This window comes from Nocardia sp. NPDC005998 (genome assembly GCF_040614395.1).
GTDB lineage: Bacteria > Actinomycetota > Actinomycetes > Mycobacteriales > Mycobacteriaceae > Nocardia.
This window is the reverse complement of sequence record NZ_JBEXUI010000005.1, coordinates 137,264-150,624: the sequence shown is the minus strand read 5'-3', so window position 1 is coordinate 150,624 and position 13,361 is coordinate 137,264. Positions and strand designations below refer to the sequence as shown.

Below are 13,361 nucleotides of genomic sequence, written 5' to 3'. Positions count from 1 at the left end.
ACCTCCGATGAATCGGCGCCGCGGCGCCGGTATGTATCCGCACAACCCATCGGAGGAGTGCATTCACGATGAAAATGACTGTTGGACAGCGCTGGGTACTGGCGCTGACATCACTGGCGGCACTGATGATCACGCTCGACGCACTGGTCGTCACCACCGCATTGCCTGCGATACAGCGCGAACTGCATGCATCGATCGCGCAGTTGGAATGGACCATCAATGCCTATGGCCTGAGTTTCGCGGTGTTGCTGATGGCGGGCGCCGCGCTCGGTGAACGGTACGGCCGCCGACGCGTGCTGATGGTCGGGCTGGTGCTCTTCGGCGCGGCATCCGTCGGGTGCGCGCTGGCGCCGAGCCTGGGCTGGTTGATCGCGGCGCGGGCCGCACAGGGCATCGGCGCGGCGGTGGTGATGCCGGTGGCGATGTCACTGCTATCGGCGGCATTCGGGCCCGAACAGCGGACGCGGGCGCTCGGATTGTTCGCGGCCGTAACCGGTTTGGCCACGCTCGGCGGACCACTCGTCGGCGGCGCGGTGGTGCAGGGGCTGGCCTGGCAGTGGATCTTCTGGCTGAACGTTCCGCTCGGCGCGGTGCTGGTGCCGCTGATCGCCACCCGGCTGAGCGAAAGTTCCGGTGCGGCACGCGCATTGGACTATCGGGGTATCGCGTTGGTGAGCGTCGCGGCATTCGGACTGGTCTGGGGTCTGGTCCGGGGCAATGAGTCCGGCTGGGCCAGTGGCGAAGTCATCGGCGCGTTCGTGGCGGGAGCGGTGGCGCTGGCCGGGTTCGCGCGATGGGAGCTGCGTTCTCCCGCGCCGCTGATTCCGATGCGTTTCTTCGGATCCCGTGCGTTCTCGGCGGGCAATACGGTGGGATTCCTGCTGTTCGCATCGATCTTCGGCGGCGCGTTCTTCTTCGCCCAGTTCCTACAGTTGGTGCAGCACAATGGGCCACTGGGTGCGGGTCTGCGGTTGGCGCCATGGACGGTGACGCTATTCCTGGTCGCACCCATCGCGGGTAAGCAGGTCAACAGATTCGGCGAGCGACCGCTCGTTGTCACCGGATTGCTCATGCAGGCCATCGGATACGGCTGGATCGCCCTCACCGCCTCCCCCGAACTGCCGTATCCCGAGCTGATTCCGCCGTTCGTGATCTCCGGTATCGGCGTATCGATGGCGATCCCGGCGGCCCAGAGTGCCGTGCTCCGCGCCGTCCCGCTACCCGCCATCGGCGCCGCCTCCGGCACCTTCAATACCCTGCGCCAACTCGGCGGAGCCTTCGGCATTGCCGTGCCCGCAGCGGTTTTCGCGACCATCGGCGGGCTGGATTCGGAGCAGGCGTTCAGCGACGGTTTCGTCGGCGCTGTCGGCACCGCCGCCGCGCTCGCCTTGGCCGGGGCCGCGATCGGCCTACTGATTCCCCGCGGCGCGCCGACCCCGCAGGACATCCCCGCCAACACCGCCGACCGGATCGGAGCAGCCTCGTGACCAGCACCGATCACGGCGCATCCGCGGTAGGTTATGCCCCCATGACGGTCGGTGCGGATTTCGCGGCGCGCACAGCGTCATTGCGGCCCGAGCTGCTGGCGCACTGCTATCGGATGCTCGGCTCGATCCATGATGCCGAGGATCTGGTGCAGGAGACGATGCTGCGGGCCTGGCGCTCGACCGACCGCTATGACGAACAGCGCGCCTCGCTGCGCACCTGGCTGTACCGGATCGCCACCAATGCCTGCCTGACCGCGCTCGAACAGCGCGGCAGGCGGGCCCTGCCCACCGGACTGGTCGGTCCGAGCGACACCCTGATCACCAAACCGCAGAAACATCCCGAAATCCCCTGGGTGGAGCCGATTCCCGACGCCCTATTGGGAACTTCGGCCGACGATCCGGCGACCGTGGTCGCCGCCCGCAGCGGCATCCGGCTGGCGTTCATCGCGGCGCTGCAATATCTGCCCGCCCGCCAGCGCGCGGTGCTGATCCTGCGTGACGTGCTCGCCTGGTCCGCGGCCGAGGTCGCCGACCTGCTCGAAACCTCCACCGCCGCCGTCAACAGCGCATTGCAGCGCGCCCGTGCCCAATTGGAGAAGGACGCCCCGATGATCGACCTGATGTCGGAATCCCTGAGCCCGGACGAACGCGCCATGATCGATCGGTACATGGCCACCTTCGGCAATGCCGAAATGGCCGAATTCGCCATGCTTTTGCGCGATGACGTGGTGCTCGAAATGCCGCCCGCCCTGCTCTGGTTCACCGGACGCGCGGATGTGGTCGCATTCTTCGCCGATAAATGCGGTTCGGCACCGAACCGCTGGCGCGGCATACCGACCTCGGCCAATACCCAGCCCGCCGTGGCCTACTACGAACGCGACGACAATGACGTCTACCGAGCACACTCCATCCACCTGCTCACCCTGCGCGAGGCCGCCATCGACCGGATCACCGTCTTCGTCGACGCCACCCTCTTCCCGCGGTTCGGACTGCCCGCGATCCTGTGAATGAGAAACCGGTTTCCAACTGGAAACTCGTTGATGTATGGTCGGCTCATGCAAGAAGCACAGACACCGCAGCAGGCGCTGGACATTGCCGCCGCTACCACTCGGCAGGCGCATGAGGCCGCCGCTTTGCCCAGTTGGGGACCTTTCGCGGCCGGTGTGTTCGCAGGACTGTTTGTCACGCTGCTCGGTTTGGCCAACGCACTCGGATTCGACGACCCGATCGCATGGACGGCCGCAATCGGCGCAATCGCCTCGTACGCGGTGCATTACGCAATTGCACGGTGGCTGCGCCGAGTTCGGCGTGCGCGCGGGCTCATTCCGGTCCCGCTGGCGGAGTGGAAGTTCATCGTGGCGCTGCTTGTGGTGCTGCTCATTCCGGACCTCGGCATCGGAAATCCGAGCCTGGCCGCATGGCTACAACTGCCGTGCGGATTGATCATGGGCGGATGGATCTGGTTCGCGCAGGCACGACCACAGACCGCACCGTGGAAGACGCGACGCTGGATCGCACCATGGAAGAGCTGAATGAGCTGTTCGCCTCCCTGCCGCGCCTGAAACTCGCCGCATTCCTCGATGGCTGCACCGAAGCCGAATTCATGGTCGTCACCGATCTCTGCGAGCTGAACAAATCCACCCTCTCCAAGGCGATGACCGTCCTGGAGACCGCCGGATACGTCACCATCACCAAGGGCTACGTGGGGCGCAAACCGAAAACCTGGCTCGCCCTCACCTACAAGGGCCGCACCGCCTACCATGCCCACCTCGATGCTCTCACCGCTCTCACTCGCAAGGCCAGCGAGACCACCTCCGAGTCCTGACCGAAATTCCAGACACTCGCACGGGAGCGGTTCGGGTGCTGATCGGTCGGGCAATGGGGCGGCGGCAACCCCGATCCTCCAGTGGCGGACCGTAATTCGCCGCCGCCGACCCATCGATCGCCGTTTACGCGCAGCAGCGCATCAGGGAGATAGCCCCATTCCGGGTCAATCCCCGGCTGGATTCATACTGTTCTTCCTCAGCAAGGACGCGTCGCTCTCGGCGGGGTGCGTCGGTGAGCGTGGTTCAGTTCGGACTCGTGTTCATGATCGTCCTGCCGCTCGCGGTCATCGCGACGATCTTCTGCCCCTCCGACGACGACGAACGAAATATCAACGCCAGGAGCAATTTTCAAGACCGACCGCTCGCCGAGCTTAGTCATATGGTTGACAAAGCCGGGGCGACGACCATTCGACTACGCTCGACCGACTCCCGGACCTGGGGTCGATACGGCAGGAGCTATCTGGACGCGGCAATAGGTAGCCATGCGGGCGAATGTGTTGTGTGTATTTACGCGGGCACCACGCCGACCCGATGAGCCAACCGGCCGAGGTCGCCGGTAGTCAGGTCCCGCCGCGCCGAGCGCATCATGTGCCCGACGAGTTCGCGGACGTGGACCATGTTCCGAACGTGCTGGGGTGCGGCATGTTCGGCACGCAGAAGCGCGTACAGCGAGTCGCGGTAGTTGCGCTGCATGGCGTGCGCGCGGCCTATTTCCACAAAGTACTGAGCCCGGCGGCCCTCATTCGGCAGATCGGCCGGAGAAAGTTGCGGGGCGAGCGCGAGCACCTGGCCTGGTTCGCGCTTCTCCATCGCTGCCGACATCCGCCATAGCGTCACATTCGCCGGGCCGAAGGTCTCGTTGCGCGCCTCGGACGTGTTCGGCCGGGCCTCGGCGAGCCTGCCCGCTTGTTCGGCCGCTTCGGCAAGGTGTGGTTCCGGGTCGCTGCCCATCGTGGCGGCGACGAGCGACGCCTGTAGGTGCAGCATCCCGTACGTCTCGATTTCGCCGACCGTGTGGACATCGGCGGCGATCTTCTCGGCGGTTCCCATGGTCGTCGCCAGTGCGGAGGGAAGCGCGCCGGTGCGCGACAGCATTATCTGACCTTGACTGAACGCGGCGGCGGCGAGTGGGGCGGCCTGTCCAACGTGCGTGGCGGCGCGCTCGGCTTCCTGTGCGGCGATCCAGGCGAGCGCGTGATATCCGCGCGCTCGTAGCGCGGAGGCGACACCGTAGGCGACCGTGCCGAACACGTCCCACGCTTGCGCTGCGCGGGCGCTGTTGGCGTCCCGGATGTGGCGGTAGCCATCGGTAAGCATCGGGACGAGCATCGGGCCGAGCGTGGCGTAATCGCAGTTGTTACGAATTTTGGTGGCCGTATGTGCGAGTGCGGTCAACTCGTCGAGGCTGCGCGGCGGCCGGGTGTCGGTCACGTTGCCCCGTGACCACAACACGGTCTCGATCTCCGGGACCACCATATGGAACCCGGCGGTGGCCGGGTCGAGCTTCTCTTGGTCGTGGCCGGTGAGGTCGCCGACGGTGACCCCGAGCGCCGATGCGAGCGCGAGCAGCGTCCGGCGTGAGTCGATCGGCCGTTCGCCGTTCTCGTACTTGGCAATAGCGCCGCGAGACAACCCGGCCCGGTCGGCAAGTACCTGCTGCGACATCCCGCGCCGGGCGCGGATGGCGCGAACCTGACGGCCTACATAACGACTGTCATCTGACTGGAAGTCGCTCATATCCCCACTGTCCCACAGCGGGACGTGTTGCGGCAGTTGCGCTGTCAAGGTTCCTGTTCAGCCCCGCCGCTGGGTCGATGCGATGTCCCCGGCGGCGGGAGCTCGCCAAATGACCAGGGGATGAAGGGCAGGGGAATGGATGCGCTCGGATGGATGGACCCGTGTTCGCCGACACTGCAATGGGACGCGGCTCAGGTGCGCCGTTTGGCGCGGCGGTTGGGGTACACGCTGTGCTGGGCCGACGCGGGTTCGGTGCTGGGGCTGGTCGAGCAGGTCACCGCGTCGGGGATCGATGTGGTGCTGTTGCCGTCGTCGGCGCATGTGGACGCGGCGACGCTGGATCGGGTGATGGCGGTTGCCGACGTCGAATGCGCCTGCCCGCGTGCGTCATTCGGCCGCTGGTCCGCGCTCGGCGGCCTGCGCCGGTGAGCGCGGACCAGATCGGGCTCGTATTCGTGATCGGCTTACCGCTGGCGGTCGTCGTCGCAATGATCTTCTGGCCGTCCGACTACGACAACTGAAAAGCCGTGGCAGCGCCCGGGGGCCCGGCCGACTCACAGTCCCCGATGTTCCGAAGGTGCGGCATCGGGGGGCCGGATCGTCGGTGGGCCCTGAGAGGATGCCCGCGAACGTTGTCGAATATGGGAGAAGTGCATGACGGACAAGACTTTACGGGTCATCAGCGAGCTCATGGGTTCGGTGCCGCCGACGGGTTCATTTGCTGCGCGTCGGACGGGGTCGGCGGAGAACCTGGTCATCGAGGTAGCTGGGGTGGGGCCGATCCGGTTGCCGGTGACGCCGACTCAGGCGCGGCGACTGTGCGAGGTCGCGCGGCCGGCGCGGTATGGTCTGCGCGAGCAGACCCTATTGGACGCGAATGTGCGCGACACATGGGAGGTTCCGCGGGACCGGGTAACGGTCGACGAGCGGCAGTGGCGCGAGACGTTACTGCCCATGCTGGACATACTGCGGGCCGAGCTAGGTCTGGCGCCGGACTGCGAGTTGTCGGCGGAGCTGCATTCGATGCTGGTGTATGAGTCGGGACAATTCTTTCAGCGCCATCAGGATTCGGAGAAGGCCGACGGCATGATCGGCACGTTGGTGGTGACTCTGCCTTCGGCGTTCACCGGTGGGGAGCTGGTGATCGAGCAGCAGGGGACGAAGGTCACCGACCAGGGTTCGCCGGAGGAGCTGTCCTTCGTCGCGTTCTATGGCGACTGCGAGCATGAGGTGCTGCCGGTCACCGACGGTTTCCGGATCACGCTGACCTACAACCTGGTGGCGAAGGGGCGTACCGGCCCGGACGCCGCCGCTTTCGCCGTGCATCCGTCGGTCGCGCTACTGGCCGAGCAGTTACGCGCGCATATCACCACGCCGGTGGAATTGCCGGCGTGGCGTTCGCACCGCGAACCGGCGAAACGCCCACCTCATCAACTCGTCTACCTGCTGGATCATCAGTATTCCCAGCACGGATTCGGGTGGGATCAGCTCAAGGGCGGCGATGCTGCCCGTGCTGGGATGATGCTCGCGGCGGCCGACATCGCGGGATACGACACGTCGTTGGCGCTCGCGGAGGTCGAGGACACCTACGAGGAGGATTACACCTCGTGGATGGGGATCTATCGTCAGCGTTGGGAGCGCGTTGAGGACGGGTGGAAATGCGTCGAAAGCGCTGACATGGACTTCGATGAAGACGGGGAAATGGTGGGGCCTGTGCCCGATGACCCCGCGAGCCTTCCGGTGCGCTCGAGCCTTCCTTTGGTCCCGGGATCGGAAGATCTCGGCGAGCTGCGCTGGTCGGCCATCACATTGACGTGGCTGATCGACCGGTCAGGGGCGGCCGGTGAGCCCGCTGTGCGGCAGGTCTGGGATGAGGAGTTGTGTACGGGCGAATCGAAGTCGACGCTGGAGCCGTTCGCGTCGGAACTCGAGGGTTACATGGGCAATGAAGGAAACACCGCCAATTTCTGGTATAGGCGCGCGGCGATCATCATCCGGCCCCGTCAATAGAACGGCCCGGCAAGCAATCCCCGGCGTCATCCTTCGACGCGAGACGACCTGTCAGCCACGGGCTGACGAGTCGGCGGGCGGCCGCTGCCGCTGTTCGGCCGGAGCGTGGTCCGCTGGACACTCCAGATCCTTCAGTCCGAGGATGATCACCCAGCCGACGTCGCCGGGCTGGTACCAGCGTCCCGGCGTATGCAGCAGCTCTAGTACCTGGTCGAGCGACGGTGGCGATGTCACCTAGGCGCACACGGCTCGGTGGACGTCAGAGGCGATGACATCGCTGCCGGGTTCGATGACACCGACAACCGACTGCGGTTTGCCCAAGCCGCACCCCAAGCGCACTCACACGATGTCGACCCGAACCCCCGCCGCCCGAATCAGCGCCACCGCATCCGGATTCGCGTCGGTATCGGTAACCAGCACATCGACCTGCTCGATGCCGCAGATGCGGGCCAGTGCCGAACGTTCGAGCTTGTCGGCGGTCGCGACGACCATTACCTGACCCGAGCGCCGCACCATCTCGGTCGTCACCCCGGCTTCGTCGATATGGCGACACTGCGCACCGCCCTCCGCGGATATCGCGTTCACCCCGAGGATCAGTGCGTCCAAACGCAATTCGGCCAGTGCGCGTTCGGCCAGCGGGCCGTGCAGCTCATAGGATTCGCGCCGGGCCACACCGCCGAGCACGATGGTGCGCATATGCGGTCGCAGGACCATTTCCCCGGCGATATTGAGTGCGTTGGTGACGATGGTCAGCTGATCTCCGCTGGCATTCGCCAGATCGGCCCGTCCGGCCAGTGCGCGCGCCACCGCCGTGGTCGTGGTGCCGCCGTTCATTCCGACCACCGCGCTCGGTTCGATAAGTCCCGCAGCGTGTTCGGCGATCCGCTGCTTGGCCGCACCGCCGCCCTGCCGATAGCGGGCGGGCAGTTCGTAGGCGATCGACGTCGCGACAACGCCGCCGTGGGTTCTGGTCGCCAACTGCTGTTCGGCGAGCGCGGTGAAATCGCGGCGCACCGTTGCCGGTGATACGCCGAGGCGCTCGGCGGCCTCCTCTACCGAGAGCCGCCCGGAATCGGCGAGCAGTTCCAGCAGCCGGTTCCACCGCTGCGGCCGATCCGTCGCTCCGGTCATGAGATGGCCGTTGCGTGGAGACCCCAGGTTTCAGCCGTGGGGAGGAAGTGTGTTGAGTTCGCGCCCGACATGGCCGGTGTCGAAAACGATCCTGAAGCAGATGATTTCACTGTTTCACACCCTAACTTGTTAATGTGTGAGGCATGGGGGAGACGGTGGTGAAGCGGGCCTACAAGTACCGCTTCTACCCGACCGAGCAGCAGGAGCGGGAGCTTGTGCGCACGTTCGGATGTGTCCGCTTGGTCTACAACAAGGCATTGGAAGCCAGGACTACCGCGTGGCACGCCGAGCAGCGCTGCGTCAACTACAACGAAACCTCCGCGATGCTCACTGCGTGGAAGAAAACTGATGACCTGAAGTTCTTGGGTGAGGTGTCGTCGGTGCCGTTGCAGCAGGCGCTGCGGCACCTGCAGCGCGCGTTCGCCAGTTTCTTCGACAAGCGGGCGAAGTATCCGCGTTTCAAGTCGAGGAAGAAGTCTCGCCGGTCGGCCGAATATACGCGGTCGGCATTCAAATTCCGTGACGGGAAACTCACCCTCGCGAAGATGGCCGATCCACTGAATATCGTGTGGTCTCGGCCGTTGCCGGAAGGTGCGGAACCGTCCACGGTTACTGTGTCTCGTGACAGCGCGGGCCGCTGGTTCGTGTCGGTGCTCACCGAGACCGCGGTAACGCACCATCCGCTGACCGATAGCGTCGTTGGTGTGGATGTCGGGATCACCTCGCTGCTGGCGTTGTCGACCGGTGAGAAGATCACCAATCCCGAACATCAGCGGCGAGAACACGCGCGACTGGTGAAAGCTCAACGCGCCCTTGCCCGCAAGACCAAGGGATCGTTCAACCGGGATAAGGCTCGCCGGAAGGTGGCGCGTATCCACGCCCGTGTCACCGACCGCCGCAGGGACTACCTGCACAAACTCAGTACTCGGCTCGTTCGTGAGAACCAAACGATCGTGATCGAGGATCTGAACGTGGCCGGGATGTTGCGCAATCACAGCCTGGCGCGTGCCATCTCCGATGCCTCGTGGTCGGAGTTGCGTTCCATGCTGGAATACAAAGCCGCCTGGTACGGGCGTGCAGTGATCGCCGTGGACAGATGGTTCCCGTCGAGCAAAACCTGCTCGACGTGTGGGTCGCTGAACGACGCTATGGCGTTGCATGTGCGGGAATGGGTGTGCCGATGCGGGGTGGGCCATGACCGCGACATCAATGCCGCGAGGAATATTTTGGCCGCCGGGCTGGCGGTTGCTGCCTGTGGAGGCGGTGTAAGACCAACCCGACAGTCCTCGGCGCGGCAGTCGCCCGTGAAGCAGGAAACCCGACCTGTGAAGGTTGGAATCCCCAGCCGTTAGGTATGGGGAGGAAGTCAACTCACACCCTCCCGGCCCGTTTTTTATGCACGCGAACAATGTGACCACAAGCTTGCCGTAGAGATTCGGCGGCCGTATTGCTGAGCCGGACACCTGCATCACCGCGCTCGCAGCCCATCGAGCATGATCTCGACCACCCGACGGACCGCCTCTCCATACGATTCCCCCGCTCGGGTATAGATCTGCAGGGTCATCAGCGCCGCGATCTCGCCCGGCTCGATATCGGCGCGCATCACGCCGTCCGCCTGCGCCTGCCTGGTCATCTGCGAAATCAGCTCGACAATCCGCCCTCGCACCTCGTGCAATCGCGGATCCGCCTGAATCTCGGCATGCAAATTGGGTTCTATCGCCGAGGCCAGCCCCCCGACCCGCCGCTGCGCACAGTCGTGCAGAAACCGGGAAAGCGCGGGCCATGCCGCACTCTCCTCGGCCAACGCGGTGGCCGCCGACTGCGCCAGATCCGCGAGGTAGGACTGCGCGGTCTCGGCGATCAGCGCATCCCGGTCGGGAAAGTGCCGGTACAGCGTGCCGACACCGACACCGGCCCGGTCGGCGATCTCCTTCATGGGCACATCGACGCCCTGTTCTCGGAACGTCACCAGCGTCGCGGCGATGATCTGGTCCCGATTGTTCCTGGCATCGGCCCTCTTCAGCGCGGCCGTGGCCCTCACCTCCCAACTAAGTGGACGAAATCCTTCCGCTTACTGTACGCTCTCCATTAACCGGACGAAATTCGTCCACTTAACCGAAAGGTGATGTCATGAACAAGACGGTGCTGATCTCCGGCGCGGGTATCGGCGGATCGACGCTGGCGTACTGGCTGGCCGAGCGCGGCTGCCGGGTGACCGTGGTCGAGCGGGCCACGGGCCAGCGCTCGAGTGGGAATCCGGTCGATGTGAAGGGGCCCGCCATCGATGTGGTCGAGCGGATGGGCATCATGGCGCGCCTGCGAGCCGCGAGTTCGGCTGTGTCCCAGATGAATTTCGTCAATGCCAGCGGCCGCCGGGTCGCGCGCGTCGATCTGAAGGCATTCCAAGGATCGGCGGGCGACCGCGAAGTCGAGGTCCCCCGGGCCGATCTCGCCGCGATCCTGCTCGACGCCAGCAGCGACAATGCCGAATTCCTGTGGGGCGACACGATCACCGGACTGAGCCAGCACGCCGACGGCGTTGATGTCACCTTCGAACACGCCCAACCCCGCCGCTTCGACTTCGTCATCGGCGCGGACGGTCTGCATTCCGCGGTGCGGCGCTTGACCTTCGGCGACGAGTCCGAATTCGTCCGGCATATGGGCATATACATCGCGACGGTGCGGATCGATGAGCCATTCGGCAGTGACCGGGAGGTGCTCATCTACAACACACCGGGACGGGCACTGTCCGTGCATCCGACGAACGGGCGGGCGATGGCGGCATTCATGTTCCGACACAAGGGCGTACCGGGATTCGACCACCGCGATAGCGAACTGCACAAGCGGCTCGTCATCGAGGCATTCACCGATCAGGGCTGGCGCGTACCCGAATTGCTCGACCGGGTGCGCGATACCGATGACCTCTTCTTCGACTCCGTCAGCAAGGGCGAGCTGTCGCGGTGGTCGGATGGACGCATCGCACTGCTCGGGGATGCCGCGTCCTGCGTATCCCTGTTCGGCGACGGCTCCACTCTCGCGATCGCCGGTGCGTACACCTTGGCCGAGGAACTGGGGGCCACACCAGGGGAGCACGAGGCCGCGTTCCGGCGCTACGAGACCAGGCACCGGGTGTTGGTCGATCCCAAACTCAACGGTGTCACCACCGCGGCATCGATGCTCATTCCGGCGACGAAAGCCGGTATCGCACTGCGCAATACCGCGACTCGGGTCATCCCGGCCGTCACGGCGATTCGCAATAGGATGCGACAGATCGCGTGAACGGACCCGGCACCGATGAATTGCGCGAGCATGAGGAATTGCAGATGGTGCCACCGTTGACCGGCGTGCCGTCGATCCGGTCCGAGACGACGGGCAATGGGAATTGCGACGGAGCGACCGGGCGCCGAATCAGGTCAGGCCGAGACCGGAATTCACGAAATGCGCTATCTCCTCGCATATTTCATCCAGCGATACCTCGGCATCGGGCAGGGTGGTCCGCGCCAACTCCTGGGCCAGCGAATTCACCGCCCCGATCACCGCGAGTGCGAACAGATCGAAGCGCCGTTGCTTGATCTCGCCCCGCTCTACAGCGCGTTCTGCCTCGCTGATCAGCAATGATGACAGCAGACGGCGCTGCTGTCCGCGCCAGTCCTCAACCGCCGGACTGACACCGACAACCTCGACATAACACACTCGCGCCGACCGTCGATCCGCACAGGTCACCTCGAGATAGGTACGGAAACTATCGCCGATCCGGGCGGAAAGCGGTTGTCCCGCCGTCCGCGCCATACTTTCCAGCGACCGTTCGACCGCATGCGAGGTAATGCGATTGACCAGTGCGATCAATAGCGCCTCGCGACTGCCCATATCTTCGTAGAAACTGCGCGTCGAGACATTCGCGACGGTACACAACCGCTCGATCGAGGTGGCCGCATATCCTTGGGTACCGAACAATTCCAGCGCGGCATCGATAAGTCGCGCCTGCCGCTGGGCCACCCGCTGCTCCTTGGATAGCCCGCCGTAGCTGCGGCCCTCCCTTGGTTCGTCATCCTGCCGTGCCACGGATTCGATGCTACCGGGCGGAAGCGCCTACCCCGGGCCGCGGACATCCGGATGAACGCGGCAGAGCAGTTGCCACGCATCGACATTCAGCTGCACCAGCCCTACCCCGACTCGGACAGCTGGCTCGCAACACGAAAAGGCGGGTGGCACACGGCCACCCGCCGTTTCCGGGCGATTACTTGACGCTGCCCGCGGTCAGCCCCGCGACCAGGCGCTTCTCGATGAATGCGAACAGGATGACCACCGGAACGATGCCCACGGTCGAGATCGAGAAGACGTACTGCCAGGCCGTGTCGTACTGCCCGACGAATTTGGTCAGCGCCACCGACAGCGGCTGATTCTCCGGAGTGGTCAGCACCACCAGGCTCGCCGCGAACTCGTTCCAGCAGGCCACCACGACGAAGATCGTCGCGGTGACAATGCCCGGCCACACCAGCGGCAGACTCACCCGGACCAGGATCTGCCAGCGACTCAGACCGTCGAGCTGGGCGGCCTCCTCGATCTCCACCGGTACGGCGGCGAAGAAGCTGTGCAGGATCCACACCGCGAACGAGAGGTTGAATGCCGCGTTCACCAGGATCATCGCCAGCCAGGTGTCATTGATGCCGAGGGTGAAGAACTCCCGGATCAGGCCGGTCACCAGCACCGTCGGCTGCAACATCTGGGTCACCAGCACCAGCGCGAGGAATACCGCCCGGCCCGGAAACTTGTGCCGCGCCGTGTAATACGCGGCCGGAATCGCGACGACCAGCACCAGCGCGGTGGCACATACCGAGATGATGATGGTGCTCGCCAGATTGAACGGCAGCGGCGTCTCCGGGGTGTTCCACATGGTGGCGTAGTTGTCCGGATGCCATGTCTCGGGCAGATAGGTCGGTGGGATGCGCAGGATTTCCGCGCGGCTCTTGAGCGAGCCGAGCACCATCACCACGAACGGGGTCAGGAAGATGACGGCCAGCACCACCCCGACCGCGGTGAGTTCCCAGCGCCGCCGCCGCGTCCGCCCGCTCGGCGCCTCGACAACCGTGGTGTCCGGCGGGATTTCCACACCGTCGATGTGTATATCCGCCTGCGTGGTCATCGGCTCACCTCGCCTCGGTAGGTACAC

At 65.0% G+C, this 13,361-nt stretch carries 15 protein-coding genes; 9 read left to right on the top strand and 6 right to left on the bottom strand.

Going from position 1 to position 13,361, the window contains the following annotated elements; translation table 11 throughout:
• Positions 1–68 precede the first annotated feature (68 nt).
• From ABZ293_RS10755 to ABZ293_RS10735, 5 genes are all read left to right on the top strand, one after another.
• On the top strand, positions 69–1,487 hold the full coding sequence (locus tag ABZ293_RS10755; protein ID WP_355179381.1) for a DHA2 family efflux MFS transporter permease subunit: 1,419 nt from the start codon (positions 69–71) through the stop codon (positions 1,485–1,487).
• On the top strand, positions 1,484–2,494 hold the full coding sequence (locus tag ABZ293_RS10750; RefSeq protein WP_355179379.1) for a sigma-70 family RNA polymerase sigma factor: 1,011 nt from the start codon (positions 1,484–1,486) through the stop codon (positions 2,492–2,494). Before ABZ293_RS10755 ends, ABZ293_RS10750 begins: the two co-directional genes overlap by 4 nt.
• Before the next feature lie 48 nt (positions 2,495–2,542).
• The gene (locus ABZ293_RS10745) at positions 2,543–3,019 is read left to right on the top strand and encodes a hypothetical protein (RefSeq protein WP_355179377.1); all 477 of its coding nucleotides are present in this window, start codon (positions 2,543–2,545) and stop codon (positions 3,017–3,019) included.
• Positions 3,007–3,312, top strand: a complete 306-nt coding sequence (locus ABZ293_RS10740) for a transcriptional regulator (protein ID WP_355179375.1) — start codon at positions 3,007–3,009, stop codon at positions 3,310–3,312. The genes ABZ293_RS10745 and ABZ293_RS10740 overlap by 13 nt, the downstream gene beginning before the upstream one ends.
• Positions 3,313–3,545: 233 nt before the next feature.
• A complete protein-coding gene (locus ABZ293_RS10735; protein ID WP_355179373.1) occupies positions 3,546–3,848 on the top strand; it encodes a hypothetical protein in 303 nt (100 codons plus the stop codon).
• On the opposite strand, the gene ABZ293_RS10730 is transcribed toward ABZ293_RS10735, so the two are convergent.
• A complete protein-coding gene (locus tag ABZ293_RS10730; RefSeq protein ID WP_355179371.1) occupies positions 3,821–5,050 on the bottom strand; it encodes a helix-turn-helix transcriptional regulator in 1,230 nt (409 codons plus the stop codon). The genes ABZ293_RS10735 and ABZ293_RS10730 overlap by 28 nt on opposite strands.
• 120 nt (positions 5,051–5,170) lie before the next feature.
• Here ABZ293_RS10730 and ABZ293_RS10725 point away from each other — a divergent pair, with 120 nt between their 5' ends.
• Both ABZ293_RS10725 and ABZ293_RS10720 read left to right on the top strand, forming a co-directional pair.
• The gene (locus ABZ293_RS10725) at positions 5,171–5,479 is read left to right on the top strand and encodes a hypothetical protein (protein ID WP_355179369.1); all 309 of its coding nucleotides are present in this window, start codon (positions 5,171–5,173) and stop codon (positions 5,477–5,479) included.
• A 261-nt stretch (positions 5,480–5,740) separates the two neighbouring features.
• A complete protein-coding gene (locus tag ABZ293_RS10720; RefSeq protein WP_355179367.1) occupies positions 5,741–7,060 on the top strand; it encodes a 2OG-Fe(II) oxygenase in 1,320 nt (439 codons plus the stop codon).
• Positions 7,061–7,111: 51 nt separating this feature from the next.
• Here the strand turns inward: ABZ293_RS10720 and ABZ293_RS10715 are convergent, their stop codons facing one another.
• Both ABZ293_RS10715 and ABZ293_RS10710 read right to left on the bottom strand, forming a co-directional pair.
• Positions 7,112–7,294 (bottom strand): hypothetical protein, encoded by a 183-nt coding sequence (locus ABZ293_RS10715; RefSeq protein ID WP_355179365.1) that lies wholly within the window; start codon positions 7,292–7,294, stop codon positions 7,112–7,114.
• A gap of 105 nt (positions 7,295–7,399) precedes the next feature.
• Positions 7,400–8,191: a DeoR/GlpR family DNA-binding transcription regulator gene (locus ABZ293_RS10710; protein WP_355179363.1), complete on the bottom strand. Its 792-nt coding sequence runs from the start codon at positions 8,189–8,191 to the stop codon at positions 7,400–7,402.
• 143 nt (positions 8,192–8,334) lie between these two features.
• Here ABZ293_RS10710 and ABZ293_RS10705 point away from each other — a divergent pair, with 143 nt between their 5' ends.
• Positions 8,335–9,543, top strand: coding sequence for an RNA-guided endonuclease TnpB family protein (locus ABZ293_RS10705; protein WP_355179361.1), 1,209 nt, complete (start codon positions 8,335–8,337; stop codon positions 9,541–9,543).
• 116 nt (positions 9,544–9,659) lie between these two features.
• Here the strand turns inward: ABZ293_RS10705 and ABZ293_RS10700 are convergent, their stop codons facing one another.
• A complete protein-coding gene (locus ABZ293_RS10700; protein WP_355179359.1) occupies positions 9,660–10,232 on the bottom strand; it encodes a helix-turn-helix domain-containing protein in 573 nt (190 codons plus the stop codon).
• An 89-nt stretch (positions 10,233–10,321) separates the two neighbouring features.
• Here ABZ293_RS10700 and ABZ293_RS10695 point away from each other — a divergent pair, with 89 nt between their 5' ends.
• Positions 10,322–11,470, top strand: a complete 1,149-nt coding sequence (locus tag ABZ293_RS10695) for an FAD-dependent monooxygenase (RefSeq protein ID WP_355179357.1) — start codon at positions 10,322–10,324, stop codon at positions 11,468–11,470.
• 129 nt (positions 11,471–11,599) lie between these two features.
• On the opposite strand, the gene ABZ293_RS10690 is transcribed toward ABZ293_RS10695, so the two are convergent.
• Positions 11,600–12,253, bottom strand: coding sequence for a TetR/AcrR family transcriptional regulator (locus tag ABZ293_RS10690; protein ID WP_355179355.1), 654 nt, complete (start codon positions 12,251–12,253; stop codon positions 11,600–11,602).
• Between the two features lie 175 nt (positions 12,254–12,428).
• Positions 12,429–13,334: a carbohydrate ABC transporter permease gene (locus ABZ293_RS10685; protein ID WP_354957779.1), complete on the bottom strand. Its 906-nt coding sequence runs from the start codon at positions 13,332–13,334 to the stop codon at positions 12,429–12,431.
• Positions 13,335–13,361: the final 27 nt, after the last annotated feature.

Excerpts from the sequence above, each read along its gene's own strand:
- ABZ293_RS10755 (WP_355179381.1), top strand. The coding sequence starts at position 69 with ATGAAAATGACTGTTGGACAGCGCTGGGTACTGGCGCTGACATCACTG.
- ABZ293_RS10740 (WP_355179375.1), top strand. The coding sequence starts at position 3,007 with ATGGAAGAGCTGAATGAGCTGTTCGCCTCCCTGCCGCGCCTGAAACTC.
- ABZ293_RS10695 (WP_355179357.1), top strand. The coding sequence starts at position 10,322 with ATGAACAAGACGGTGCTGATCTCCGGCGCGGGTATCGGCGGATCGACG.
- ABZ293_RS10730 (WP_355179371.1), bottom strand. The coding sequence starts at position 5,050 with ATGAGCGACTTCCAGTCAGATGACAGTCGTTATGTAGGCCGTCAGGTT.
- ABZ293_RS10720 (WP_355179367.1), top strand. The coding sequence starts at position 5,741 with ATGGGTTCGGTGCCGCCGACGGGTTCATTTGCTGCGCGTCGGACGGGG.
- ABZ293_RS10705 (WP_355179361.1), top strand. The coding sequence starts at position 8,335 with ATGGGGGAGACGGTGGTGAAGCGGGCCTACAAGTACCGCTTCTACCCG.
- ABZ293_RS10685 (WP_354957779.1), bottom strand. The coding sequence starts at position 13,334 with ATGACCACGCAGGCGGATATACACATCGACGGTGTGGAAATCCCGCCG.
- ABZ293_RS10745 (WP_355179377.1), top strand. The coding sequence starts at position 2,543 with ATGCAAGAAGCACAGACACCGCAGCAGGCGCTGGACATTGCCGCCGCT.
- ABZ293_RS10725 (WP_355179369.1), top strand. The coding sequence starts at position 5,171 with ATGAAGGGCAGGGGAATGGATGCGCTCGGATGGATGGACCCGTGTTCG.
- ABZ293_RS10710 (WP_355179363.1), bottom strand. The coding sequence starts at position 8,191 with ATGACCGGAGCGACGGATCGGCCGCAGCGGTGGAACCGGCTGCTGGAA.